The following is a 24,257-nucleotide window of genomic DNA, read 5'->3' on the forward strand; positions in this document are numbered from 1 at the left end:
CGTGGTGAAAAAACTTGAGGCCCCGGGGTGCGTGCGTCAGGCCATCACGTACCCCGTCTTGACCGTGGTGTAGAACTCGGCCGCGTAGCGCCCCTGCTCCCGCGGCCCGTAGCTCGAGGCCTTGCGGCCGCCGAAGGGCACGTGGTAGTCGACGCCGGCGGTCGGCAGGTTGACCATGGTCATGCCCACCTTGGCATGGCGCTTGAAATGCATGGCGCGCTGCAGCGAGCCGGTGCAGATGCCGGCACACAGGCCGAAGGGCGTGTCGTTGGCCAGCACCAGCGCATGCTCGTAGTCGTCGGCGCGCAGCACGCAGGCGACCGGCCCGAAGATCTCCTCGCGCGCCACGCGCTGATGGGGCCGGGCCAAGAAGAGCGCCGGGCTCATGTAGTGGCCGGCGGTCGGCCGCTCCAGCAGCTCGCCGCCCCACACGTGCTCGGCGCCCTCCTCGATCGCGGCCGCGATCGAGGCCATGTTCTGCCCGAGCTGGCGGCGGTCGACCACCGGACCGATGTCGATGCCGCGCTCCAGCGCATGCCCGACCTGGAGCGCGGCCATGCGGCGGCGCAGGCGCGCGACGAAGGCATCGTGCACCGGCGCTTCGACGATCAGCCGGCTCGACGCGGTGCAACGCTGCCCGGTCGAGAAATAGGCGCCCTGCACCGCGCAGTCGACGGCAAGCTCGAGGTCGGCGTCGGCCAGCACCACGAGCGGATTCTTGCCGCCCATCTCGAGCTGCACCTTGGCATGGCGCGCCGATGCGGCCCGCAGGATGCGCTCGCCGGTCTCGACCGAGCCGGTGAAGCTGATCGCATCGACCAGGGGGCTGTCGACGATCGTCTGGCCGACCTCGCGGCCGCTGCCCATCACGAGGTTGAAGGTGCCGGCCGGCAGCGCCGCGCGGCTGATGATCTCGCTCAAGGCCCAGCCGCAGGCCGGCACCAGTTCGGCCGGCTTGAACACCACGCTGTTGCCGCAGGCGAGTGCGGGCGCGATCTTCCAGGCGGGAATCGCGAGCGGAAAGTTCCAGGGCGCGATCAGCCCGACCACCCCCACGGGCTCGCGCGTGACGTCGACCTGCACGCCGGGCCGCATCGAGGACATCGTTTCGCCCCCGGCGCGCAGCGCCTCGCCGGCGAAGAACTTGAAGATCTGGCCCGCGCGCGTCGCTTCGGCGATGGCCTCGGCCAGGGTCTTGCCTTCCTCGCGCGCCAGCAGCACGCCGAGCTCTTCGCGGCGCGCCAGCAGCTCGCTGCCGATCTGGTCGAGCACGTCGGCGCGGCGCTGCGGCGTGGTCCGGCTCCAGTGCGGGAAGGCATCGACCGCCGCCCGGATCGCCGATTCGGTCTGGCTGCGGTCGGCGCGGGCGTACTCGGCGACCACCTCGCGCGTGTCGGACGGGTTTTCGCTCAGGCCGCTGGTCACGCCGGTCTCCCAGCGGCCGTTGATGTACTGCCTGGCGTTCTGTTGGAGGTGGCTGCGCTTCAAGGTGCGGCGAGTTTAGGAATCACACCAATATCTTTCCAATCAATATTTGGATTGAATCGATATCAGAAGAAGCATTCAGGAAAACCCCATGACCAACTACACGCACTGGTTCATCCGTGCGCGCCTCAAGACCCGCCAGCTGCTGTTGCTCGTGGCCCTGGCCGAGGAAGGCAACATCCATCGCGCAGCCCAGGTGCTCAACATGACGCAGCCCGCGGCCTCGAAGCTGCTCAAGGATCTGGAGGACGTGCTGGAGGTCTCGCTGTTCGAGCGCCTGCCGCGCGGCATGCGGCCGACCTGGTACGGCGAGACCATGATCCGCCACGCGCGCGAAGCGCTGGCGAGCCTCAACCAGGCGCACGACGAGCTCGTCGCGCTCAAGGCCGGCAGCTTCGGCCAGGTCGGCATCGGCGCGGTCACCTCGCCCGGCCTGGTTCTGCTGCCGCCGGCGATGGCGGCCGTGAAGCGCGAGCAGCCGAACCTGCGCATCTCGCTCGATATCGAGACCAGCCCGGTGCTGTTCGAACGGCTCGAGCAGGGCAAGCTCGACATCCTGGTCGCGCGCCTTTTCGCGGAGCACGACAAGTCGAACCTGCGCTACGAGGCGCTGGTCGAGGAGCCGGTGTGCGCGCTCGTGCGCCCCGGGCATCCGCTGCTCGGCATGACCGGCCTCGGCCTGCGCGACCTGGTGTCCGCCGGCTGGATCGTGCCGCCCGCGGGCAGCGTGCTGCGCCACCGCTTCGACCTGATGTTCCAGGAGGAAGGCCTCGCGCCGCCGCTCAACGTGATCGAGACCGCGGCACTGCTCTTCATCACGCGCATGCTGCAGCAGAGCGACATGGTGGCCGTGCTCGCGACCGACGTGGCCCGCTACTACGCCGCGCACGGCATCGGGGCCGTGCTGCCGGTCGACATGCCCTGCCACATGGACGCCTTCGGCCTCATCACGCGCACCGACCGGCTGCCCTCTCCGGCGGCCAAGGTGATGATGAAGGCGTTGAAGGCGCAATGCCTGGCGGTGTACGGGCGGCGGCTGGAGGCGGATTAGTCCGGGGGGCGCGCACGCAAGTCTCGATCACCCATCAAGCCCGGTATGCGCTGCGGGTCGGGCGATCCCCTCTGCGTCGCCGAAGCGCGCAGCCTTTCGCGGATCAGGGCTCGCGATTGTCTGAGCCGAAGGCGAGTTCGAGCGAGACCCCGCGAAAGGCGAGCACTGCAGGGAAGCCCGAAGGGCCGGCGCAGTGGGGTCGACCGGCCCGCAGCGCATGCCGGGTGGGCGTCCAAACCAACGGTACGTCGACCCCCTACACCCAGCCCGCATCCACCTTGAACTCCTGCGCCGTGCACATCGCCGCATCGTCCGAGGCAAGGAACAGCACCATGCGCGCGATGTCCTGCGGCTGCAGCTTGTCGGGCAGGCACTGGTTGCGCTTGATCTCGCGCTCGCCCTCAGCGTCGAGCCAGAGCTTGATCTGGCGCTCGGTCATCACCCAACCCGGCGACACCGTGTTGATGCGGATGCGGTCCTCGCCCAGCGGCTTGGCGAGCCCGCGCGTGAGGCCGTTGACCGACGACTTCGCGATCGCATAGCAGGGGTAGGCGCCGCCCTTGCCCTGCCAGCCGGTCGAGCCGAGATTGACGATCGAGCCAAAGCCCAGGCGCCGCATGCCCGGCACCACCGACTGGATGGCGAAGAAGGCGGGCCGCTCGTTGATCGCCATGCGCTCCTCGTAGTAGGCCGGTGTCACAGATTCCAGCGTATGGCGATCGTCGCTCGCGACGTTGTTGACCAGCACCGCGAAATCGCCCAGCGCCGCCGCGGCCTCGGCGATGCACGACTGCAGCGCCGCCACGTCGCGCACGTCGCACACGCGCCACCACGGGGCGGCATGGCCCGCCTCCGCCAGTTGCCGCGCGAGCGCCTGGCTCGCGCCCTCGGCGATGTCGACGAAAGCCACGCGCGCGCCTTGTTCGACGAAGGCGCTCACCATTGCGGCGCCAATGCCGCTGCCGCCGCCGGTGATGAAAACCGGCCTTCCCTTCAGGCTCGGATAGGTGGAAAGTGCGGGGGCGGGATTCATCAGGTGTCTCCAAAATATGAGATTGCAATTTACGTATCAATCAATAAGAAAATAATTGATTTCTAATATCAATATGCCTTGATACGATCCGCCGCGTCAAGGGACACCGCAGGAGACAAGCTTGAACAAGACATCCCCGCCCACGGTCCTCGAAGCCCCCCGCTGCGTCTGGCCGGCCGGCGCCACACTCGGCGAAGGCACGCTGTGGTCGGTGCGCGAACAGGCGCTCTACTGGGTCGACATCGTCGAGCGCCGGCTGCATCGCTTCGACCCCGCCGGCGGCGAGCGCAAGAGTTGGGATTTCGACGAGGAGATCTCGGCGCTGGCCGAGCGGGCCAACACGCCGGGCCTGATCGTCACGCTGCGCCGCGGCTTCGCGCTCTTCGATCCGGCGGCGAGCGAGGTGCCGCCCAAATACCTGCACCAGCCCGAGCCGGAACTGCCCGCCAACCGTTTCAACGATGGCAAATGCGATGCAGAAGGCCGCTTCTGGGGCGGCACCATGGACTTCGCCTGCGAGGCGCCGACCGGTGCGCTCTACCGCTTCGACCCCGACGGCCGCTGCAGCCGCCACGACCAGGGCTTCGCCGTGACCAACGGCCCGACCTGGTCGCAGGGCGGAGGGACGATGTACTTCAACGACACCGTCACCGGCCGCATCTACGCCTACGACTTCGACATGGCCGCCGGAACGCTCGCCAACAAGCGCCAGTGGCTGCGTTTCGCGCGCGGCGACGGCCTGCCCGACGGCATGACCACCGACGCCGCCGGCCGGCTCTGGATCGCGCACTGGGGCGGCGCCTGCGTGAGCTGCCACGACCCGCTCAGCGCCGAAGAACTCTGCCGCGTGAAGCTGCCCACCAGCCACATCACCAACTGCGCTTTCGGCGATGCGGACCTGTGCACGCTCTACATCACGAGCGCAACCAGCGGCCTGACACCCGCGCAGCGCGAAGCCGAGCCCGAGGCCGGCGCACTGTTCGCGGTGCGCATCGACAGCCCCGGCCTGCCGGCGCCGCTGTTCGGCGGCTGATCAGAAGTCAGAAGTCGGGCAGCACGATGTCGCGCTGGCGCCGCGCCGCCCCCGGCGACACGCCGATGAAGCGCTTGAAGGAACGGCTGAAGGCCGCCTCGGACTGGTAGCCGAGCTGGCTCGCGAGTTCGACCGGCCGCGCGTTCTTCTCCTGCAGCAGGGTCAGCGCGACATGCATGCGCCAACGCGCCACGTAATGCATCGCCGGCTCGCCGACCAGCGCCGTGAAGCGTGCCGCGAAGGCCGAGCGCGACATCGCGACCTCGGCCGCCAGCGAGGCCACCGTCCACCGCCGCGCGGGATCGCGGTGGATGAGCGAGATGGCGCGGCCGATCTGCCGGTCCTGCAGCGCGCCCAGCCATCCCGTGCGGGCCGCGGGATCGCGCGCCATCCACGAGCGGATCGCCTGGATTACGAGGATGTCGGCCAGCCGCGTGATGATAGTTTCGCCGCCCGGCTGCATGGCATGCGCTTCGGCGGCCATGAAGCGCAGCGTGCTGCCGAGCCAGTCGGCCTCGGGCGACGCCGAAGCATCGATGCGGATCACGCTGGGCAGCAGCTTGGCCAGCCGGTGCGCGGCCGGGTGATCGAAGCGCACCGCGCCGCAGACCAGGCTGGTGGCCGCGCCGCCGCCGCCGTGCCGCAGCACCTCGTAGCGGTCGCTCTGCTGCTCGCGCGGAAGATCGAAAAGCCCGGGCGCCTCGGCGCCCGGTTCGCTCACCAGCCGATGACCCGCACCATGTGGCACCAGCGCGAAATCGCCCGGCTGCAGCAATTGCGGCTCGCTGCCCTCGACCTCGAGCCAACAGGGGCCGGAGGTCACGGCATGGAACATCAAGCTGTCCGCCATCGGCGGCAGCGTCAAGCCCCAGGGCGCGGTGAGCTCGGAGCGGCAATAGAAGATGCCGCTCATCCGCAGGAAGTGCAGCGCCTCGCCGAGCGGATCCACGGGCACCAGGACGTCTTTGAGCTTCATGCGGGCAGTATGCGAAGCCTGGATGCGATCGTCCAGCTCGCCTGGACGAATGAGCAAGAACAATCGATCTTCTGGCATTGATAAGCCTGTTCTCGCCGACGATAGTAGACGCCATGTCAACCCCAACCCAAGGAGCAACGGACATGAGCAACACCATCCCCACCATCACCGTCATGGGCGCCACCGGCCACACCGGCGGCAAGATTGCCAGGCGTCTGCTGGCCGCCGGCGCCAAGGTGCGCGCCCTCGGCCGCAACCCGGCCAAGCTGGCCGCGCTCGAACGCGCCGGCGCCGAAGTGCTGGCGGGCGACACTTGCGACCCGGCTTTTCTCGCGCAGGCCTTTCGCGGTGCCGATGCCGTCTACACGCTGCTGGCCACCGATCGCCGCGCGCCCGACTACCGGGCCCGGCAGGACCAGGAAGGCGAGGCCATCGCCGAAGCCCTGCGCGCGAGCGGCGTGCGCCATGTCGTCGCGCTCAGCAGCCTGGGCGCGGACCAGGGCGAAGGCACGGGCGTGATCGCCGGCCTGCACGCGCAGGAAGAGCGGCTGAAGCGGATCGCCGGCGTCCACCTGCTGCTGCTGCGCCCGGTCTCCTTCTTCGAGAATTTTTACGACGCGCTGGGGCAGATCAAGGAAGCGGGCCTGATGGCGGACACCGTCGAGGCGGACATCGCCGTGCCCATGATCGCAGCCGATGACATCGCCGCGGTCGCGGCCCAGGCGCTGCTGGCGCGCGACTGGAGCGGCGTCGCCGTGCGCGAGCTGCTCGGCCAGCGCGATCTGAGCCACACCGAGGTGGCACGCATCCTCGGCGAGCGCATTGGCAAGCGGGAGCTCGCCTATGTGCAGCTCTCCGAGGCCGACATGACCGGCGCCATGGTCGATGCCGGTCTGTCGCCGAGCTTTGCCGGGCTGTACATCGAGATGACGCGCGCCTTCAACGAAGGCCGGGTCGGCCCGAGCGCGGGGCGAAACGCCGCCAACACCACGGCCACGCGCTTCGAGGACTTCGCCGAGGAGTTCGCCGGCGCCTACGCGGCAATGTAAGCCGGGCGCTTCTTCGTTGCGCTAGCGTCGCCAGGAAGACCACCAGATGTCTGCGCTGCGAATGGTGATTTCGCTGCAGCGGCTGCCTCCCGCCAGTTGCATCGCAAGGGCGCGCAGCCGCGGCATGTGGCGTTCGAGGGTGGCCGACAGGCTCTCTTCGTCGGGCGTCGCGCCGAGCGCGATCAAGGCTTCGTTGTTCACGCGAACCGTCACCTTTCCCTGCGAGTTCTCGATCACGAAGTGATGGCCGGGAAGCTTGAGATCGGAAGAGCTGACGGGCATCGCGCGTCTCCTGCAGAGTTTTCCCGAACTTCGCGAAGACCGCCACCAGCCGGCGTAGGAGCAGCACCCGCTCCTGTTCCCGAAAAGACTTACAGGGACCGACGAACGAGTTGCTGTCCGACATCCTGAAGCGCATGCGCCGCGCTTGCGCACGGCCCGGCCAGCACTTCAATGGCGGGCTGTGCATACCCAAAAGCAAAACCAATTCATCGGTCCACAAGACGGCTACCTGTTCGCGGAAGGCACCCACTCGCGGCTCTACGAGCGCCTCGGCTGCCACCTCCGGGCGACGGGAGGCGCGGACTTTGCGGTCTGGGCGCCGAACGCCGAATCCGTGAGCGTGATCGGGGACTGGAACGGCTGGTCGGCCGAAGTCGACCTGCTCGAGTCGCGCGGCGAGCTCGGCATCTGGCAGGGCCACGCCCCCGATGCCGCGCCAGGGCAGGCCTACAAGTACCGCATCCGGTCACGCCATGGCGGCTGGCAGGTCGACAAGGCCGACCCCTTCGCCTTCTGCGCCGAGCTGCCGCCGGCCACGGCCTCCCGCATCTGGACACTCGACTACGCGTGGAGCGACCGCGAATGGATGTCCGCGCGTGCACCGAAGAATGCGCTGGATGCGCCGATGTCCGTCTACGAGTTGCACCTCGGCTCCTGGCGGCGCAAGGAGGGCCACTTTTTCGGCTACCGCGAACTCGCGCACGAGCTGGCCAACTATGTGACCGAGATGGGCTTCACCCATGTCGAGCTCATGCCGGTGACCGAGCATCCGTTCTACGGCTCCTGGGGCTACCAGACCACCGGCTACTTCGCCCCCACCGCGCGCTTCGGCACGCCGCAGGATTTCATGTATTTCGTCGACCACCTGCACCAGCGCGGCATCGGTGTGCTGCTGGACTGGGTGCCCTCGCACTTCCCGACCGACGAGCACGGCCTCGGCTACTTCGACGGCACCCATCTCTACGAGCATGCCGATCCGCGACAGGGCTTCCATCCTGAATGGAACTCGAGCATCTTCAACTACGGCCGCAACGAGGTTCGCAGCTTCCTCATTTCGTCGGCGCTGTTCTGGCTCGACAAATACCACCTGGACGGCCTGCGCGTCGACGCGGTCGCTTCGATGCTCTACCTCGACTACGCGCGTCAGCACGGCGGCTGGATTCCCAACCGCTACGGCGGCCGCGAGAACCTGGAAGCCGTCGAGTTCCTGCAGACCCTGAACCGGGCCGTGTACCGCGAGCATCCCGACACGCTCACCATCGCCGAGGAATCGACCGCCTGGCCGCGCGTCTCGCGCCCGACCGACATGGACGGCCTGGGCTTCGGCATGAAATGGAACATGGGCTGGATGCACGACAGCCTGGCCTACATGAAGGAAGACGCGGTCCATCGCAAGTACCACCACCACAAGCTCACCTTCTCGCTGGTGTATGCCTTCAACGAGAACTTCGTGCTGCCGCTGTCGCACGATGAGGTGGTGCATGGCAAGGGCTCGCTGCTCAACAAGATGCCGGGCGATGCATGGCAGCAGTTCGCCAACCTGCGCGCGCTGCTCGGCTTCATGTGGGGGCATCCGGGCAAGAAGCTGCTGTTCATGGGCGGCGAGTTCGGCCAGCGGCGCGAATGGAACCATGACGACGAACTCGAATGGTGGGTCGCCGCGCTCGAGGGCCATGCAGGCCTGCAGCGTTTCGTGAAGGAACTCAACCGCGTCTACCGCGCCACGCCCGCGCTGCACCAGCTCGACTTCTCCGCCACCGGCTTCGAATGGGTCGCGGCCGACGACGCGGACCGCAGCGTGTTCGCCTTCCTGCGCAAGCCGCGCGACGGCGGCGCGCCGCTCCTGGTCGTCAGCAACATGACACCGGTGCCGCGCACCAACTACCTGCTCGGCGTGCCGGCACCCGGCTTCTGGCGCGAGCTCGTCAACAGCGACGCCGGCGAGTTCGGCGGCGCGGGCTGGGGCAACCTCGGCGGCATCGAGTCGGCGCCGGTGCGCGCCCATGGCCGCATGCACTCCGTGTGCCTCACCTTGCCGCCGCTTTCGACCCTGTTCCTCGAGCACCCCCCCCATGGCTGAGAAAAATACTCCGGTCCGCCCCCCCACCCATCCGGACGGCGCGGACGGCCGCGTACGCGCCGTCATCGACGCCGTCCTGCCCATCGTGGACGGCGGGCGCTTTCCCGTGAAGCGCGTGGCCGGGGAAGCGCTGCGCGTTCAGGCCCACTGCTTCGCCGACGGGCACGACATGCTGCGGGTCATGCTGCGCTGGCGCAGCGAGGACGACGCCCACGGCGCCGAGCTGCCGATGAAGCCGCTGGGCAACGACGTTTGGCAGGCCGAGTTCACGCCGCCCGCGATCGGCCGCTACCGCTACACCGTCGCGGCCTGGGTCGATGCCTTCGAGTCCTGGCGCCACGACATGGCGCGCCGCGTCGAGCTCGACGACATCCGCATCGCATCGCAGATCGGCGCGCTCGAGATCGCGGCGGCCGCCGAACGCGCCAATGGCGTGGAGCGCAAGACGCTGGCCCGCTGGGGCATGGAACTGCACAGCGCCGCCGTCGCCGACGCGGCCGATGCGACGGTGCTCAAGGCGCTGGCGCTGGACGAAGCCCTGGCCGCGCTCGCAGCCCGCTACCCGGACCGCCGCCTCGCGGCGCAGTATCCGTTGGAGCTGCCGCTGGTGGCCGATCGCGATCGCGCCCGCTTCAGTAGCTGGTACGAGCTGTTCCCGCGCTCGACGGCGACCGAGACCGGACGCCACGGCAGCTTCAAGGACGTGGCAGCGCGCCTGCCCGCGATCGCGGCCATGGGCTTCGACGTGCTGTACTTCCCGCCGATCCATCCGATCGGCCGCGTGCAGCGCAAGGGCAAGAACAATGCGCTGGTCGCCAAGGCGGACGACGTCGGCAGCCCGTGGGCCATCGGCGCGGCCGAAGGCGGCCACAAGTCCATCCTGCCCGAACTCGGCACGGCCGAGGACTTCCGGCATCTGATCGCGCAGGCGGCCGGCCACGGGCTCGAGATCGCACTCGACATCGCCTTCCAGTGCGCGCCGGACCATCCGTACGTGAAGGCGCATCCCAGCTGGTTCCGCTGGCGGCCGGACGGCAGCGTGCAGTACGCCGAGAACCCGCCGAAGAAATACCAGGACATCTATCCCTTCAACTTCGAGAGCGAGGACTGGCCCGCGCTGTGGGCCGAGCTCAAGAGCGTCTTCGACCACTGGATCGCCGAGGGCGTCAAGATCTTCCGGGTCGACAACCCGCACACCAAGGCATTTCCTTTCTGGGAATGGGCGATCGGCGAGATCAAGCGCCAGCATCCCGAGGTCATCTTCCTGGCCGAAGCCTTCACGCGGCCCAAGGTGATGCACCGGCTGGCCAAGCTGGGCTTCACGCAGTCCTACACCTACTTCACCTGGCGCAACGACAAGCAGGAACTGACCGAGTACTTCACCGAACTCTCGGCGGGACCGGGCAGCGAATATTTCCGCCCCAACGTCTGGCCCAACACGCCCGACATCCTGCACGAGCGCTTGCAGGGCGGCGAGCCCGCGGTCTTCATGGCGCGCCTGGTTCTCGCCGCGACGCTGGCCGCCAACTACGGCATCTACGGCCCCGCCTTCGAACTGCGCGAGCACCTGCCGCGCGAGCCGGGCAGCGAGGAGTACCTGCATTCCGAGAAGTACCAGCTGCGCGCCTGGAACCACGACGATCCGGGAAGCCTCGCGCCCTTCATCGCCCGCGTCAACGGCATCCGGCGCGACAACCCCGCGCTCCATGCCGACCGCGGCCTGCGCTTCCTCGCGATCGACAACGACCAGCTGCTGGCCTACGCCAAGCGCTCGGACGACGGCGTCAACGTGGTGGTGACGGTGGTGAACCTCGACCCGCACAACGTGCAGTCCGGCTGGCTCGCGCTCGATCCCGCGTCCATCGATTGCGAGGCCGGGCATCCGTTCCAGATGCACGACCTGCTGAGCAACCAGCGCTTCGTGTGGCAGGGAGATCGCCACTTCGTCCGGCTCGATCCGCACAGCGTGCCGGCCCACATCTTCCGGGTGCGGCGCCGGGTTCGCGACGAGCGCGAGTTCGACTATTTCCAGTGAGGTCTTGCGCCCATGAACGCTCCGGTACCGCACATTGCTCTCGAAACCGTCGAGATCGACAGCAGCGACGATCCGCTGTGGTACCGCGATGCGGTCATCTACCAGCTCAACGTCAAGGCCTTCTTCGATTCCAACGATGACGGCGTCGGCGACTTCAAGGGCGTCACGGCCAAGCTCGACTACGTGAAGGACCTCGGCGTCAACACCATCTGGCTGATGCCCTTCTACCCCTCGCCCTTGCGCGACGACGGCTACGACATCGCCGAGTACGAGAACGTGCACCCCCAGTACGGCACGCTGGACGATTTCCGCGAGATGCTGGATGCGGCGCACCGCCGCGGCCTGCGCGTGATCACCGAGCTCGTCATCAACCACACCTCGAGCGACCACCCGTGGTTCCAGGCCGCACGCCGCGCGCCGCCCGGCTCGCCGGAGCGCGACTTCTACGTCTGGAGCGACAGCGACCAGCTCTACCAGGGCACGCGCATCATCTTCACCGACACCGAGACCTCCAACTGGAGCTGGGACCCGCTCGCAAAGGCCTACTACTGGCACCGCTTCTTCAGCCACCAGCCGGACCTGAACTTCGACAATCCTCAGGTGCTGGAGGCCGTGTTCAAGACCATGCGCTTCTGGCTCGACATGGGCGTCGACGGCTTCCGGCTGGACGCGATTCCCTACCTGGTCGAGCGCGACGGCACCAGCAACGAGAACCTGCCGGAGACGCACGCGGTGATCAAGAAGCTGCGCGCCGCCATCGACGCGCGCTACAAGAACCGCTTCCTGCTGGCCGAGGCCAACATGTGGCCCGAGGACGTGCGCGAGTACTTCGGCGAGGGCAACGAGTGCCACATGGCCTACCACTTCCCCTTGATGCCGCGCATGTACATGGCGATCGCACAGGAAGACCGCCATCCGATCGTCGAGATCATCCAGCAGACGCCCGAGATTCCCGAAGGTTGCCAATGGGCCATCTTCCTGCGCAACCATGACGAGCTGACGCTGGAGATGGTGACCAGCAAGGAACGCGACTACATGTACCTCATGTATGCCGCCGACCTGCGCGCGCGCATCAACGTCGGCATCCGGCGCCGGCTCGCGCCGCTGATGGAGAACGACCTCGACCGCGTCAAGCTCATGAACGGCATGCTGCTGTCGATGCCGGGCTCGCCGATCATCTACTACGGCGACGAGATCGGCATGGGCGACAACGTGTTCGTCGGCGACCGCAACGGCGTGCGCACGCCGATGCAGTGGAGCCCCGATCGCAACGCCGGCTTCTCGCGCGCCGACCCGCAGCGCCTCTATCTGCAGCCGATCATGGACCCGATGTACGGCTTCGAGGCGCTCAACGTGGAGGCGCAGGCGCGCGACGCCAGCTCGCTGCTCAACTGGACGCGACGCATGCTGGCCGTGCGCAAGACCAGCCACGCCTTCGGGCGCGGCAAGCGCATCTTCCTGAAGCCCGGCAACCGCAAGATCCTGGCCTACCTGAGCGAGTACGACGAGGACACCATCCTCACGGTCTTCAACCTCTCGCGCGCGGCGCAGCCGGTGGAGCTCAACCTGTCGGCCTACAAGGGCAAGGTGCCGGTCGAGATGCTGGGCCGCACCTCCTTCCCGCCCATCGGCGAGCTGCCCTACCTGCTGACCTTGCCCTCGTACGGCTTCTATTGGTTCCGCCTCGCGGCCGATGCCGAGATGCCGAGCTGGCACCAGGAAGGCGTCGGGCTGCAGGACCGGCCGACGCTGGTGCTGTTCGACGGCTGGACCAGCTTTTTCCGCGACCGCGTGATGCCGTGGCGCATCGGCATGGCCGAACGGATGCTGACGCAGTTCGAGACCGACACGCTGCCGCGCTTTCTGGAGATCCAGCGCTGGTACGCCTCCAAGGGCACGCCGATCGAGCGCGCGCGGCTGGTCGACCATGCGGTGTGGGACGCCGGCGAATTCAGCTGGATGCTGCCGTTGCTGCAGCTCGACGGCCCGCCCGAAGCGTCGACCTACTTCGTGCCGCTGGCGCTGGCATGGGAAGAGCAGGACGAGGAGCGCTTCAACCGCCTCACGCCGGCCGCGCTGGCCAAGGTGCGGCAGCAGTCCAACGTGGGCGTGATGGCCGACGCCTTCTATGACGAGGCCTTCTGCCGCGCGGTGGTCGAGGCCATCCGCGCCGGCAAGGAGATCGCCACCAACGCCGGCCGGTTGCGCTTCACGGCCACCGACGCATTCAGCGACCTTCCCGTAGCCCTCGCTGCGCTGCCCGTGGCCCGCCCCAGCGCGGTGAGCAGCAACACCGTCGTCACCTTCGACGAGACCCTGTTCCTCAAGGGCTATCGCAACCTGCGCGACGGCGTGAATCCCGAGCTCGAGATGGGTTGGTTCCTGACCAGCGTCGCACGCTTTCCGCATTGCGTTCCGGTCCTGGGCGCACTCGAATACCTCGGCGACGACGGCCGCGTGGTGACGCTGGCGATGGTCCAGGCCTACGTGACCAACCAGGGCGACGGCTGGGTCTACACGCTCGGCTATCTGGAGCGCTTCCTCGAAGAGCTGCGTACGGCGGGCGCCGATACCTTCGCCGCGGCCGCACCGGCCCAGGCCCACGGCGGCTTCCTCGCGCTGATGGTGGTGCTCGGCCGGCGCACCGCCGAGCTCCATTTGGCGCTGGCCGCACGCACGGGCGACGCGGCCTTCGATCCCGAGCCGTTCGAGCCGGGCGACGTCGAGGCGATGCGCGAGCGCGCACTCGATGACGCCACCGCCACGCTGGCCTTGCTGCGCGATCGCCTGCTGCTGCTTCCCCCGGCCGCGCAAGAGGACGCGCAAGCCCTTCTGTCGCGCCACGAGGCGCTGCAAAGGCGCATCAGCGCGGCAGCCGGGAACGTCGAAGGCGGCATCAAGACCCGCTACCACGGCGACTACCACCTGGGCCAAGTGCTGGTGGCCGACAACGATTTCGTCATCATCGATTTCGAAGGCGAACCCACGCGCAGCTTCGAGGAGCGCCGCGCCAAGGGCTCGCCGCTGCGCGACGTCGCGGGCATGCTGCGCTCGTTCAACTACGCGCGCTGGTCGGCTTTGCGGCGCGTGGCGCAGAACGCCGACGAGCTCCAGCGGCTCGACGCACCGGCGCGCGACTGGGAGCTTGCCGCGCGGGATGCCTTCCTCTCGGCCTATCGGGCGACGATGGCTTCGGCTGGAACGGCGGCACCGATCGACGCGAATCTTCTCGAATTGTTCGAACTTGAAAAGGCGCTGTACGAGCTGCGCTACGAACTCAACAATCGCACCGACTGGGTCCAGGTCCCGCTGCAGGGCCTGCTGGCATTGAACGGTGCCGGCTCATCGCGCTGATCGAGCGACTGGAGAAACGCATCATGGAAAGCTTCGGAATCCACCTGGAGCCCTTGCGGGCCATCCTGTTCCAGATCGGCGCATTCCTGCCGCGTCTTCTGATCGCGCTGATCGTGGTGCTCGGCGGCTGGCTGCTCGCCAAGCTGGCGCGCTTCACGGTCGTCAAGGCCCTGCGCGCGATCAACTTCAACGTGCTCACCGAACGCGCCGGCCTCGACAACTTCCTGCGGCAGGGCGGAATGCCCGGCGACACCACCAGCCTGTTCGGCGTGCTGGTGTACTGGCTGGTGATCCTCGCCGCGCTCCTGATCGCCTTCAACGGCCTCGGCCTGACCTACATCACCGACCTGCTGGGCCGCGTGGTCTGGTTCGTTCCCAACATCTTCGTGGCCCTGCTGGTGCTGGCCTTCGGCTCCTACTTTGCGCGCTTCGTCGGCGACAGCGTCGCCACCTATGGCCGCAACATCAAGCTGCAGGACGCCGTGTTCCTCGGCAAGCTCGCGCAGTACGCGATCATGGTGTTCGTGGTGCTGATCGCGCTCGACCAGATCAAGGTTGGCGGCGACATCGTTCGCGAAAGCTTTCTCGTGATCCTGGCCGGCGTGGTCTTCGCGCTGGCGCTCGCCTTCGGTCTGGGCGGCAAGGACTGGGCCGCGGAGCGCATCGAGCAATGGTGGCCGCGCGAGCGCAAGAACCCCGGCGACGGCCCGGACGACAAGCTCCCTAGATGAAGACCAACGATCAGATCACCGCAGTCTGGCCCGGCCGCCCCTATCCGCCCGGCGCCCACTGGGACGGCCAGGGCGTCAACTTCGCGCTCTTCTCGCAGCATGCGCACAAGGTCGAACTCTGCCTCTTCGACGAGAAGGGCCGCCACGAGCGGCTGCGCATCGCGATGCGCGAGCGAACCGACGACATCTGGCACTGCTACCTGCCCGAGGCGCGCCCGGGGCTGGCCTACGGCTACCGCGTGCACGGGCCCTACAAGCCCGAGGAGGGGCATCGCTTCAATCCGCACAAGCTGGTGCTCGACCCCTATGCCAAGGACACGATCGGGCAACTGCGCTGGGGCGACGCGCTGTACGGCTACACCGTCGGGAGCAAGCGCGAGGACCTCTCCTTCGACCGCCGCGACAGCGCGCCGCTGATGCCCAAGGGGCGCGTGCTCGAGCCCGCATTCACCTGGGGCGACGACCGCCGCCCGCACATCTCGTGGCAGGACATGGTGATCTACGAACTGCACGTGCGCGGCTTCACGATGACCCACCCCGAGGTGCCACCGGAGCTGCGCGGCACCTATGCGGCACTCGGTTCGGCGCCGGTGGTCGACTACCTGAAGCGCCTCGGCGTGACCACCGTCGAGCTGCTGCCGGTGCACAGCTTCCTGAACGACCACCACCTGGCGGAGAAAGGGCTGCAGAACTACTGGGGCTACAACACCCTGGCCTACTTCGCGCCCGAGATGCGCTATTGCGCCTCGCTCAAGGTCAAGGAGTTCAAGACCATGGTGAAGACGCTGCACTCGGCAGGCATCGAGGTCATCCTCGACGTGGTCTACAACCACAGCTGCGAGGGCAACCATCTGGGGCCGACGCTGTCCATGCGCGGCGTCGACAACGCCTCCTACTACATCACCACCGCCGACAACCGCCGCTTCTACGACGACTTCACCGGCTGCGGCAACACCGTGAACCTGGAGCATCCGCGCGCGCTGCAGCTGGTGATGGACTCGCTGCGCTACTGGGTCGAGGAGATGCACGTGGACGGCTTCCGCTTCGACCTCGCCGCGGCGCTGGCGCGCGAATCCGGCAAGGTCGAAAATCTCGGCGGCTTCTTCGATGCGATCCGCCAGGACCCCACGCTCAACCGCGTGAAGCTGATCGCCGAACCCTGGGACCTCGGCCACGGGGGCTACCGGGTCGGCAACTTCCCCTACGGCTGGGCCGAGTGGAACGACCGCTTCCGCGACGGCGTGCGCGGCTACTGGAAGGGCGACGACGGCGTGATGGGCGATCTTGCGCAACGCCTCACGGGCTCGCAGGACCTGTACGGCTGGTCGGGCCGGCGGCCGCATGCCAGCATCAACTTCGTCACCGCGCACGACGGCTTCACGCTGCAGGACCTGGTCTCCTACAACGAGAAGCACAACGAGGCCAACGGCGAGGACAACCGCGACGGCAACAACCACAACCTGTCTTGGAACTGCGGCGTCGAAGGGCCGAGCGGCGATCCGGAGATCCAGGCGCTGCGCGAGCGGCAGAAGCGCAACCTCATCGCCACGCTGCTGCTGTCCCAGGGCGTGCCGATGATCCTGGCCGGCGACGAGCGCGGTCACACCCAGAACGGCAACAACAACGTCTACTGCCAGGACAACGAAACGGCCTGGCTGGACTGGAATCCGACGCCGGAGGGCGACGCGCTGTTCGCCTTCATGCAGCGCGTGATCGCGCTGCGGCGCGCGCATCCCTCCTTTCGCCGCCGCAATTTTTTTCATGGCAAGCCGCTGGAAGGCAGCGCGGTCAAGGACGTGTGCTGGCTCAAGCCGGACGGCCTCGAAATGACGCCGGAAGACTGGAACGATGCCCATGCGAGATGCTTCGCGATGCTGATCTCCGGCAACGGCATCACCGAGCGTGGACCGCGCGGCGAGGCGCTGCGCGACGACGACTTCCTGCTGCTCTTCAACGCCCACCACGACGAGATCGCGTTCACGCTGCCGTCCGGGGGCCAGGGCGCATGGCGCCTCATGCTCGACACCGCGACGCAGGCCCTGCCGCCCGACGAGAACGAGGCCGCCCGCGGCGAAGCACCGGCCTGGACCTCGCCGAGCTACCCGCTGCAAGGACGGTCCTTCGTGCTGCTGAGCCGCGCCGCGCGCCCTGCGGAGAACACCGAGTGAAGCGCGTGCATCCCATGCCCTTCGGCGCCGGCGTCTTGCCCGAGGGCGGCGTACGCTTCGCACTGTGGGCGCCGGCCGTCGAACTGGTGATGCTGGAGCACGGGCCCGACGCCGGCGCGCGCACGCATCGCATGCTGCACGACGCGGAAGGCTGGCACCGCCTCGACCTGGACGAGGCGCGGCCCGGCGACAGCTATCGCTTCCGCTTGCCGGACGGCCTGCGCGTGCCGGACCCGGCCTCGCGCTTCAACCCGGAGGACGTGCACGGCGCGAGCCGCATCGTCGACCCGGCGGCCTATGCATGGCAGCACCGGGCCTGGCGCGGCCGGCCGTGGGAGGAGGCGGTGGTCTACGAACTGCACGTCGGCACCTTCACGGCCGAAGGCACTTTCGCGGCCGCGCGGCAACGCCTTCACGCGTTGGCCGAGCTGGGCATCACCGCGGTCGAGCTCATGCCGCTGGCCGACTTTCCGGGCCAGCGCAACTGGGGCTACGACGGCGTGCTGCCCTTCGCGCCGGACGCCGCCTACGGCACGCCGGACGAGCTCAAGGCGCTGGTCGACGACGCCCACGGGCTCGGCCTGATGGTGCTGATCGACGTGGTCTACAACCACTTCGGCCCCGAGGGCAACTACCTGCACGCCTACTGCCCGCAGTTCTTCAACCCCGCGCACCAGACGCCGTGGGGTTCGGCCATCAACTACGACGGCGAGGCGTCCCGCACGGTGCGCGATTTCTTCATCCACAACGCGCTCTACTGGGTCGAGGAGTTCGGCTTCGACGGCCTGCGGATGGACGCGATCCACGCCATACGTGACGATTCCGGCAAGCACATCGTGCGCGAGATTTGCGAGGCGCTGCACGACGGGCCGGGCAGCGAGCGGCATGTGCACGTGGTGCTGGAGAACGATGCGAACCAGGCTTCGCTGCTCGAGCGCGACGCCCGCGGCGTTCCACTCGCGGGCACGGCCCAATGGAACGACGACCTCCACCATGCGGCCCACGTGCTGGTCACCGGCGAGGCCGACGGCTACTACACCGACTATGCCGATGCGCCGGTGGCGCGCTTCGGGCGCGCGCTGGCCGAAGGCTTCATCTACCAGGGCCAGCCTTCGCACTTTCGCAACGGCGAGCCGCGCGGCGAGCCGTCCACGCACCTGCCGCTCGCCGCTTTCGTTTCCTTCTTGCAAACGCACGACCAGGTCGGCAACCGCGCCTTCGGCGAACGCATCCACAGGCTGGGCGACGCGGCGATGCTGCGCGCGGCCATGGCCTGCGTGCTGCTGTCGCCGCATGTGCCGATGCTGTTCATGGGCGAGGAATTCGCGGCGTCGACGCCGTTCCAGTACTTCTGCGACTTCGGACCCGAGCTCGCCGCCGCCGTCTCGCGCGGCCGGCGCGAGGAGTTCGGCCGCTTCGCCGCCTTCAAGGACGAGGCGGCGCGCTCGCGCATTCCCGATCCCAATGCCGAGTCCACCTTCATGGCCTCCAAGCTGCGCTGGGAGGAGCGGGATGTCCCCCATCACAGCGCCCGCCTCGCCGAGCTGCGCGAACTGCTGGCCCTGCGCCAGCAGCGCCTGGTGCCCCTGCTGGCCGGCCAGCGCGGCGCTGGCCGTTTCCACTGCGAGGGCGCGTTGCTGCAGGTCGACTGGACGCTCGGGTCGGCGGCAGCGCTGCATCTGCTCGCGAACTTCGGCCTCGAGGAAATGGCATGCGCGGCGCCGCCCGGCGACCTGCTCTGGTCCATCGGTGCGGCGCAGACCACGAATGCCACGCCGCTGAACCTGGCGCCCGGCGCGGTGCATGCGACACTGCAGGAGGAGGTCCGCCTTGACTGAGCCCGCGCGCATCGTCGACGACGACGAAGCGCTGGGCCCGCTGTGTGCACACTTCGGCATCGCCACCGACTACGAGGACGTCTGGCGAACGCGCCGTCCGGTGCCGCGCAACAGCCTGGTCGCCTTGCTGGCGGAGCTCGACGTCCGCATCGATGCGACCACGACGGCCGAGGACGCGCTCGCCGCGGCCCGCCGCGCCGCATGGACGCAAGGCCTGCCGCCGGTGCATGCGATCCAAGCTGCGGCGCCGACGTGGCAACTGCACTTGCGCCTTCCCGCAACGACAGGCCGGCTGCGCTGGCAGCTGGACGAGGAATCCGGCCCGCGGCACCAGGGCGAACTCGACGCGCTGGCCCTGCCCGAGCTTGCGCACGCCGAGCTCGATGGCGTGCGCTGGTGCGAGCGCGAGCTCTCGTTTTCGCTTGCGCTGCCGGCCGGCTACCACCGCCTCAGCATCGAGGGCCTGGCCGGCCCGGTCGGCGAGATGCTGATCGTGAGCGCCCCCGCACGCTGCTGGCGCCCGGCGGCATTGCAGGACGGCGGCCGCATCTGGGGGCCTGCGGTGCAGCTGTATGCGCTGCGTTCTGCGCGCAACTGGGGCATCGGCGACTTCGGCGATCTTGAGCAGCTGGTCACGCAGATGGTCGCGCGCGGCGCCGACATCGTCGGACTCAATCCGCTGCACGCCCTCTTCCCGCACAACCCGGCCCATGCGAGTCCCTACAGCCCGTCCTCGCGCCGGCATCTCAATGTGCTCTACATCGACGTCGAGGCGGTCGATGGCTTCGCTGCCTGCGACGCGGCCCGGCAGCTCGTGCACTCGCTCGAATTCCAGACCCGGCTCGCGCGCCTGCGCGAAGCGCCGCTGGTCGACTACGCGGCCGTGGCCGCAGCGAAGTTCGAGGTGCTGAAGCTTCTTTACGCGCAGTTTCGCGAACAGCATCTGTCGGCCGACGGCCGCAACGCGCGCGACGATGCGGGCCGCGCCTTCCTGGCCTTCGTGGCCGAAGGCGGCGAAGCGCTGCACGGCCACGCCCTGTTCGAGGCGCTGCAGGCCCACTTCCACGCGGCCGACGACGCGGTCTGGGGCTGGCCGGCATGGCCCGAGGCTTACCGCAATCCGGCCGGCGCCGAGGTCGCCGCCTTCGCACAGCAGCATGCCGAGCGCGTGCAGTACCACCAGTACCTGCAATGGCTGGCCGAATGCCAGCTCGAGCGCGCCAACGCGCGCTGCAAGGAGCTGGGGCTGGGCGTCGGCCTGTACCTCGATCTGGCGGTGTCGGTGGACCGCGCGGGCTCCGAGGTCTGGAGCGAACGCACTTGCTTTGCTGCCGAAGCCAGCGTGGGCGCGCCGCCGGACGAGTTCAATCCCGGTGGCCAGGGCTGGGGCCTGCCGCCGCTCCGGCCGGATCGCCTGCGCGCCGATCACTACCGCCTCTTCATCGACACGCTGCGCGCCAATATGAAGAGCGCCGGCGCGCTGCGCATCGACCACGTGATGGGGCTGATGCGCCTGTTCTGGATACCGCCCGGACGAAGCGCCACCGATGGCGCTTACGTGCACTACGCGCTGGCCGAGCTGCTCGCGATCGTCGCGCTGGAGAGCCGGCGCAACCGCTGCATGGTGATCGGCGAGGACCTGGGCACGGTGGCGCCGGAGATGCGCGAGGCACTGGCGCGCGTGGACGTGCTGTCCTACCGCGTGCTGTTCTTCGAACGCACCGACGACGGCGAATTCAAGTCCGCGGCCGACTACCCGCCCGACGCGCTGGCCGCGATCGGCACGCACGATCTGCCGACCCTCGCCGGATGGTGGAGCGGAGAGGACCTGCGGTTGCGGCTGCAGCTCGGCCTGTTTCCCGAGCTGGCGCTGTTCGAGAAGCAGCTCCGCGATCGCGCGCGGGAGCGCGTGGGGCTGCTTCTGCAGCTCGAGCACGCGGGTCTGCTGTCGGCCGAGGAAGTCGCCGAGGCCACGGGCCGCCCAACGCCGGCGCCGCGCACGGTGGAGGCGATCCACGCCTTTCTTGCCGCCGCACCCTCGGCGATCATGATGGTCCAGTTCGAGGACGCGCTCGGCGTCTGCGACCAGGTCAACATGCCCGGCACCACCGCGGAGCAGCCGAACTGGCAGCGCAAGCTGCCGCTGGATCTGCAGGCGCTGGCGGCGAGCGAAGAAGTCTCGGGCCTGTGCACCACCATGGCCGCATCGCGGCCGCGCCGCGCGCCCGACATCGAGCGCCGCGGCACCGCCCGCACATTGGTGCCGCGCGCCACCTACCGGCTCCAGTTCCACAAGGACTTCGGCTTCGACGATGCCATTCGCATCCTCCCCTACCTCGCCCGCCTGGGCGTGAGCCACATCTACTGCTCGCCGATCCAGCGCGCCCGCGCCGGCAGCATGCATGGCTACGACGTCGTCGCGCACGACGAGATCAACCCCGAACTCGGCGGGCGCGAAGGCTTCGATCGCTTCGTCGCGGCCTTGCGCGAACACGGCATGGGCCAGCTGCTGGACCTGGTGCCCAACCACATGGGCGTGATGGGCGCCGACAATGCATGGTGGATGGACGTGCTGGAGAACGGACCCGCCTCGCTGTTCGCGCAGCACTTCGACATCGACTGGCAGCCGCTCAATCCCGAGCTCGCGGGCAAGGTGCTGGTGCCGGTGCTGGGCGACCACTATGGCGACGTGCTCACCAGCGGCGATCTGGTGCTGCGCTTCGACGAGGAAGCCGGAAGCCTGGCGCTGCACTACTTCGAACACCGCTTTCCGCTGGCGCCGGAGAGCTATCCGCGCGTGCTCGCGGGCGCCGAGACGCAGCAGGGCGATGCGGAGCTCGCGGCGCGCCTGGCCAGCACGGCCTCCGCCTTCGGCCGGCTGCCGGGCCGCGATGCCGAGGATCCCGTCGCCCGCGCCGAGCGCGCACGCGACAAGGAACTGCTCAAGGCCGATCTGTCCCTTCTTGCCGCCCGCAATCCGGACGTGGCACGCGCGATCACGGCGCGGGTGGCCGAGCTCAACCTGCCGGTCATGCGCGACGAGCTGCATGCGCTGATCGAAACGCAGGCCTGGCGGCTCGCCTATTGGCGCGTGGCCGCGGACGAGATCAACTACCGCCGCTTCTTCGACATCAATTCACTCGCCGGGCTGCGCATGGAACGCGACGAGGTGTTCGAGGCCACGCAGTCCTTCGCGCTCGATCTGGCCGCGTCCGGCCGCGTGGAGGGCTTGCGCATCGATCATCCGGACGGCCTCTACGATCCGGCGCGCTACTTCCGCCAGCTCCAGGAAGGCTATGCGCGGCGCGCTGGCCTGCTGCTGACAGCGCGCGATGAGGCAGGCCGGCCCGCGCGCCCGCTCTACGTGGTGGCGGAAAAGATCGTCGCCGAAGACGAGGAGGTGCCCGAAGACTGGCATGTGCACGGCACCACCGGCTACCGCTTCGCCAACGTGGCCAACGGCCTGCTCGTCGACACTGCCGCGGCCACGAAGTTCGAGAAGATCTGGCGCAATTTCACCGGCGTCGAGAAAGACTTCGAGGCCCTGGCGCGCGACGGCAAGCGCGACATCATGCAGAGCGCGCTGGCCTCGGAGCTCACCGTGCTGGCCACCGAACTGCTGCGCATCGCGCGGGCCGATCGGCGCACGCGCGACTACACCTTCAATGCGCTGCGCCGTGCGCTCGGCGAGATCGCGGCCTGCCTCCCGGTCTACCGGACCTACATCATCGATGCGCCCTCCGCGCAGGACGAGCGCTTCATCGCCTGGGCCCGGCGCGAGGCGGAGCGCGGCAGCCAGGATGCCGATCTCACGATCTATGACTTCGTGCAGCAGATGCTGCTCGGACGCGCGGTATCCGGCGCCGATGACGAACTCCAGCAGCGCGTGCTGCGCCTGGCGATCCGTTTCCAGCAGTTCACTTCACCGGTCACGGCCAAGGGCGTGGAGGACACCGCCTTCTATCGCTACTTTCCCTTGAGCTCGCTCAACGAAGTCGGCGGCGAGCCGGCGCGCTTCGGCAGGACGGTTGCCGAGTTCCACGAGGCCAGCGCCGATCGCGGCCGGCGCTGGCCGCACACCATGCTGGCCACCTCCACGCACGACAACAAGCGCTCCGAGGACGTGCGCTGCCGCATCGACGTGCTGTCGGAGATGCCGGCCGCCTGGCGCCTGGCGCTGCGACGCTGGCACGGCTTCACCCGGCCGGTACGCAGGCGGCTGGAAGCCCGGGGCGCACCCGCCGGCGCGCCTTCGGCCGCCGACGAGTACCTGCTCTACCAGACGCTGCTGGGCACGCTGCCACCGGGCGGACTGGACGACGCGGCGCGCGAGCCTTATGTCGAACGCATCGTGCGCTACATGCAGAAGGCGGCACGCGAGTCCAAGCTCAACACCCGATGGACCTATCCCAACGAAGGCTACGAGCGCGCCCTCGAGGGCTTCGTGCGCGCGCTGTTCAGGCCTGGAGCCGACAACCGTTTTCTCGACGAGCTGAAGATCATGGGCGCCAGGCTCGCCTGGTTCGGCGCGTTGAACAGCCTCTCGCTCGCCCTGCTGAAGTACGGGTCGCCCGGCGTGCCCGACCTGTACCAGGGCAATGAACTGATGGACCTGAGCCTGGTCGATCCCGACAACCGCCGTCCGGTGGATTTCCGCCTTCGCGAGCAGCGCCTGAACGAGCTCGAGGCGCTGGCGAAGGCGCCCGACATGCCGGCGCGCGTGAATGCGCTCGCGCGCGAGCCCCACGACGGCCGGGCCAAGCTCTGGCTCGTCTGGCGCATGCTGTCGCTTCGGCGCGCACAGCCTGTGCTGTTCCGGGAGGGACGCTACGAGCCCCTGGGCGCCAGCGGCGTGCAGGCCGCGCATGTGGTCGCTTTCGCGCGCCGTCACGAAGAGCAGACGCTGGTTGTGATCGCAGGGCGGCTTTTCACCGGCCTCGACAGCGCCGAGGGCGAACCGCCGCTCGGCGAGGTGTGGCAGGACACGAGCGTGCGCCTGCCGGACGCGGCCGACGGTGCTGCTTTCGCGAACGTGCTGACCGGCGAGACGATCGTCGTGCAGGGCGGAGCCATCCGCCTCTCTGCCGCCCTGGGCCGCTTTCCGGGTGCAGCGCTGTGGAAGCTTTCCACAGCGGGTTGAAC

14 protein-coding genes are annotated in these 24,257 nt (G+C 68.5%); 10 read left to right on the plus strand and 4 right to left on the minus strand.

The genetic code is table 11. From position 1 onward, the window contains the following. Nucleotides 1-36 precede the first annotated feature (36 nt). Nucleotides 37-1,488: an aldehyde dehydrogenase family protein gene (locus ACSQ9A_RS23065; protein WP_436305319.1), complete on the minus strand. Its 1,452-nt coding sequence runs from the start codon at nt 1,486-1,488 to the stop codon at nt 37-39. Nucleotides 1,489-1,576: 88 nt separating this feature from the next. On the opposite strand from ACSQ9A_RS23065, the gene ACSQ9A_RS23070 reads away from it, so the two are divergent. After that, entirely contained in the window at nt 1,577-2,536 is a 960-nt protein-coding gene (locus tag ACSQ9A_RS23070; protein ID WP_093109690.1) for a LysR family transcriptional regulator, read from the plus strand. A gap of 256 nt (nt 2,537-2,792) precedes the next feature. On the opposite strand, the gene ACSQ9A_RS23075 is transcribed toward ACSQ9A_RS23070, so the two are convergent. Then, nucleotides 2,793-3,569: an SDR family NAD(P)-dependent oxidoreductase gene (locus ACSQ9A_RS23075; protein ID WP_436305320.1), complete on the minus strand. Its 777-nt coding sequence runs from the start codon at nt 3,567-3,569 to the stop codon at nt 2,793-2,795. Nucleotides 3,570-3,690: 121 nt separating this feature from the next. On the opposite strand from ACSQ9A_RS23075, the gene ACSQ9A_RS23080 reads away from it, so the two are divergent. Beyond that, nucleotides 3,691-4,602 (plus strand): SMP-30/gluconolactonase/LRE family protein, encoded by a 912-nt coding sequence (locus ACSQ9A_RS23080; RefSeq protein ID WP_436305321.1) that lies wholly within the window; start codon nt 3,691-3,693, stop codon nt 4,600-4,602. A gap of 7 nt (nt 4,603-4,609) precedes the next feature. Here the strand turns inward: ACSQ9A_RS23080 and ACSQ9A_RS23085 are convergent, their stop codons facing one another. Next, nucleotides 4,610-5,578, minus strand: a complete 969-nt coding sequence (locus ACSQ9A_RS23085; protein WP_436305322.1) for an AraC family transcriptional regulator — start codon at nt 5,576-5,578, stop codon at nt 4,610-4,612. A 143-nt stretch (nt 5,579-5,721) separates the two neighbouring features. Between ACSQ9A_RS23085 and ACSQ9A_RS23090 the strand changes: the two genes are divergently transcribed. Continuing rightward, nucleotides 5,722-6,627, plus strand: a complete 906-nt coding sequence (locus ACSQ9A_RS23090; protein WP_436305323.1) for an NmrA family NAD(P)-binding protein — start codon at nt 5,722-5,724, stop codon at nt 6,625-6,627. A 21-nt stretch (nt 6,628-6,648) separates the two neighbouring features. Here ACSQ9A_RS23090 and ACSQ9A_RS23095 read toward each other — a convergent pair whose 3' ends face one another. Further along, nucleotides 6,649-6,909, minus strand: a complete 261-nt coding sequence (locus ACSQ9A_RS23095; protein WP_093109694.1) for a hypothetical protein — start codon at nt 6,907-6,909, stop codon at nt 6,649-6,651. Nucleotides 6,910-7,090: 181 nt separating this feature from the next. Here ACSQ9A_RS23095 and glgB point away from each other — a divergent pair, with 181 nt between their 5' ends. From glgB to ACSQ9A_RS23130, 7 genes are read left to right on the plus strand one after another with little or no spacing between them, the layout of a single operon-like run. Further along, nucleotides 7,091-8,989: a 1,4-alpha-glucan branching protein GlgB gene (gene glgB, locus ACSQ9A_RS23100; protein ID WP_436305324.1), complete on the plus strand. Its 1,899-nt coding sequence runs from the start codon at nt 7,091-7,093 to the stop codon at nt 8,987-8,989. Beyond that, a complete protein-coding gene (locus ACSQ9A_RS23105; RefSeq protein ID WP_436305325.1) occupies nt 8,982-11,024 on the plus strand; it encodes an alpha-1,4-glucan--maltose-1-phosphate maltosyltransferase in 2,043 nt (680 codons plus the stop codon). Before glgB ends, ACSQ9A_RS23105 begins: the two co-directional genes overlap by 8 nt. Before the next feature lie 12 nt (nt 11,025-11,036). Continuing rightward, complete coding sequence (gene treS, locus ACSQ9A_RS23110; RefSeq protein ID WP_436305326.1) at nt 11,037-14,378, plus strand: maltose alpha-D-glucosyltransferase; 3,342 nt, start codon at nt 11,037-11,039, stop codon at nt 14,376-14,378. Nucleotides 14,379-14,401: 23 nt separating this feature from the next. Further along, complete coding sequence (locus ACSQ9A_RS23115; protein WP_093109698.1) at nt 14,402-15,109, plus strand: mechanosensitive ion channel family protein; 708 nt, start codon at nt 14,402-14,404, stop codon at nt 15,107-15,109. Next, nucleotides 15,106-17,277, plus strand: coding sequence for a glycogen debranching protein GlgX (gene glgX, locus ACSQ9A_RS23120; protein WP_436305327.1), 2,172 nt, complete (start codon nt 15,106-15,108; stop codon nt 17,275-17,277). The genes ACSQ9A_RS23115 and glgX overlap by 4 nt, the downstream gene beginning before the upstream one ends. A 14-nt stretch (nt 17,278-17,291) precedes the next feature. Continuing rightward, nucleotides 17,292-19,115, plus strand: a complete 1,824-nt coding sequence (gene treZ, locus ACSQ9A_RS23125; protein ID WP_436306349.1) for a malto-oligosyltrehalose trehalohydrolase — start codon at nt 17,292-17,294, stop codon at nt 19,113-19,115. After that, nucleotides 19,108-24,255, plus strand: a complete 5,148-nt coding sequence (locus ACSQ9A_RS23130) for a malto-oligosyltrehalose synthase (protein WP_436305328.1) — start codon at nt 19,108-19,110, stop codon at nt 24,253-24,255. The genes treZ and ACSQ9A_RS23130 overlap by 8 nt, the downstream gene beginning before the upstream one ends. Nucleotides 24,256-24,257 lie beyond the last annotated feature (2 nt).

The organism is Variovorax sp. LjRoot290, assembly GCF_964253985.1.
Classification (GTDB): Bacteria; Pseudomonadota; Gammaproteobacteria; order Burkholderiales; family Burkholderiaceae_C; genus Variovorax.

Bases quoted from the DNA above. Each gene is read 5' to 3' on its own strand.
- ACSQ9A_RS23105 (WP_436305325.1), top strand. From the start codon at position 8,982: ATGGCTGAGAAAAATACTCCGGTCCGCCCCCCCACCCATCCGGACGGC.
- ACSQ9A_RS23115 (WP_093109698.1), top strand. From the start codon at position 14,402: ATGGAAAGCTTCGGAATCCACCTGGAGCCCTTGCGGGCCATCCTGTTC.
- treZ (WP_436306349.1), top strand. From the start codon at position 17,292: ATGCCCTTCGGCGCCGGCGTCTTGCCCGAGGGCGGCGTACGCTTCGCA.
- ACSQ9A_RS23085 (WP_436305322.1), bottom strand. From the start codon at position 5,578: ATGAAGCTCAAAGACGTCCTGGTGCCCGTGGATCCGCTCGGCGAGGCG.
- ACSQ9A_RS23095 (WP_093109694.1), bottom strand. From the start codon at position 6,909: ATGCCCGTCAGCTCTTCCGATCTCAAGCTTCCCGGCCATCACTTCGTG.
- glgX (WP_436305327.1), top strand. From the start codon at position 15,106: ATGAAGACCAACGATCAGATCACCGCAGTCTGGCCCGGCCGCCCCTAT.
- ACSQ9A_RS23075 (WP_436305320.1), bottom strand. From the start codon at position 3,569: ATGAATCCCGCCCCCGCACTTTCCACCTATCCGAGCCTGAAGGGAAGG.
- treS (WP_436305326.1), top strand. From the start codon at position 11,037: ATGAACGCTCCGGTACCGCACATTGCTCTCGAAACCGTCGAGATCGAC.
- ACSQ9A_RS23090 (WP_436305323.1), top strand. From the start codon at position 5,722: ATGAGCAACACCATCCCCACCATCACCGTCATGGGCGCCACCGGCCAC.
- ACSQ9A_RS23070 (WP_093109690.1), top strand. From the start codon at position 1,577: ATGACCAACTACACGCACTGGTTCATCCGTGCGCGCCTCAAGACCCGC.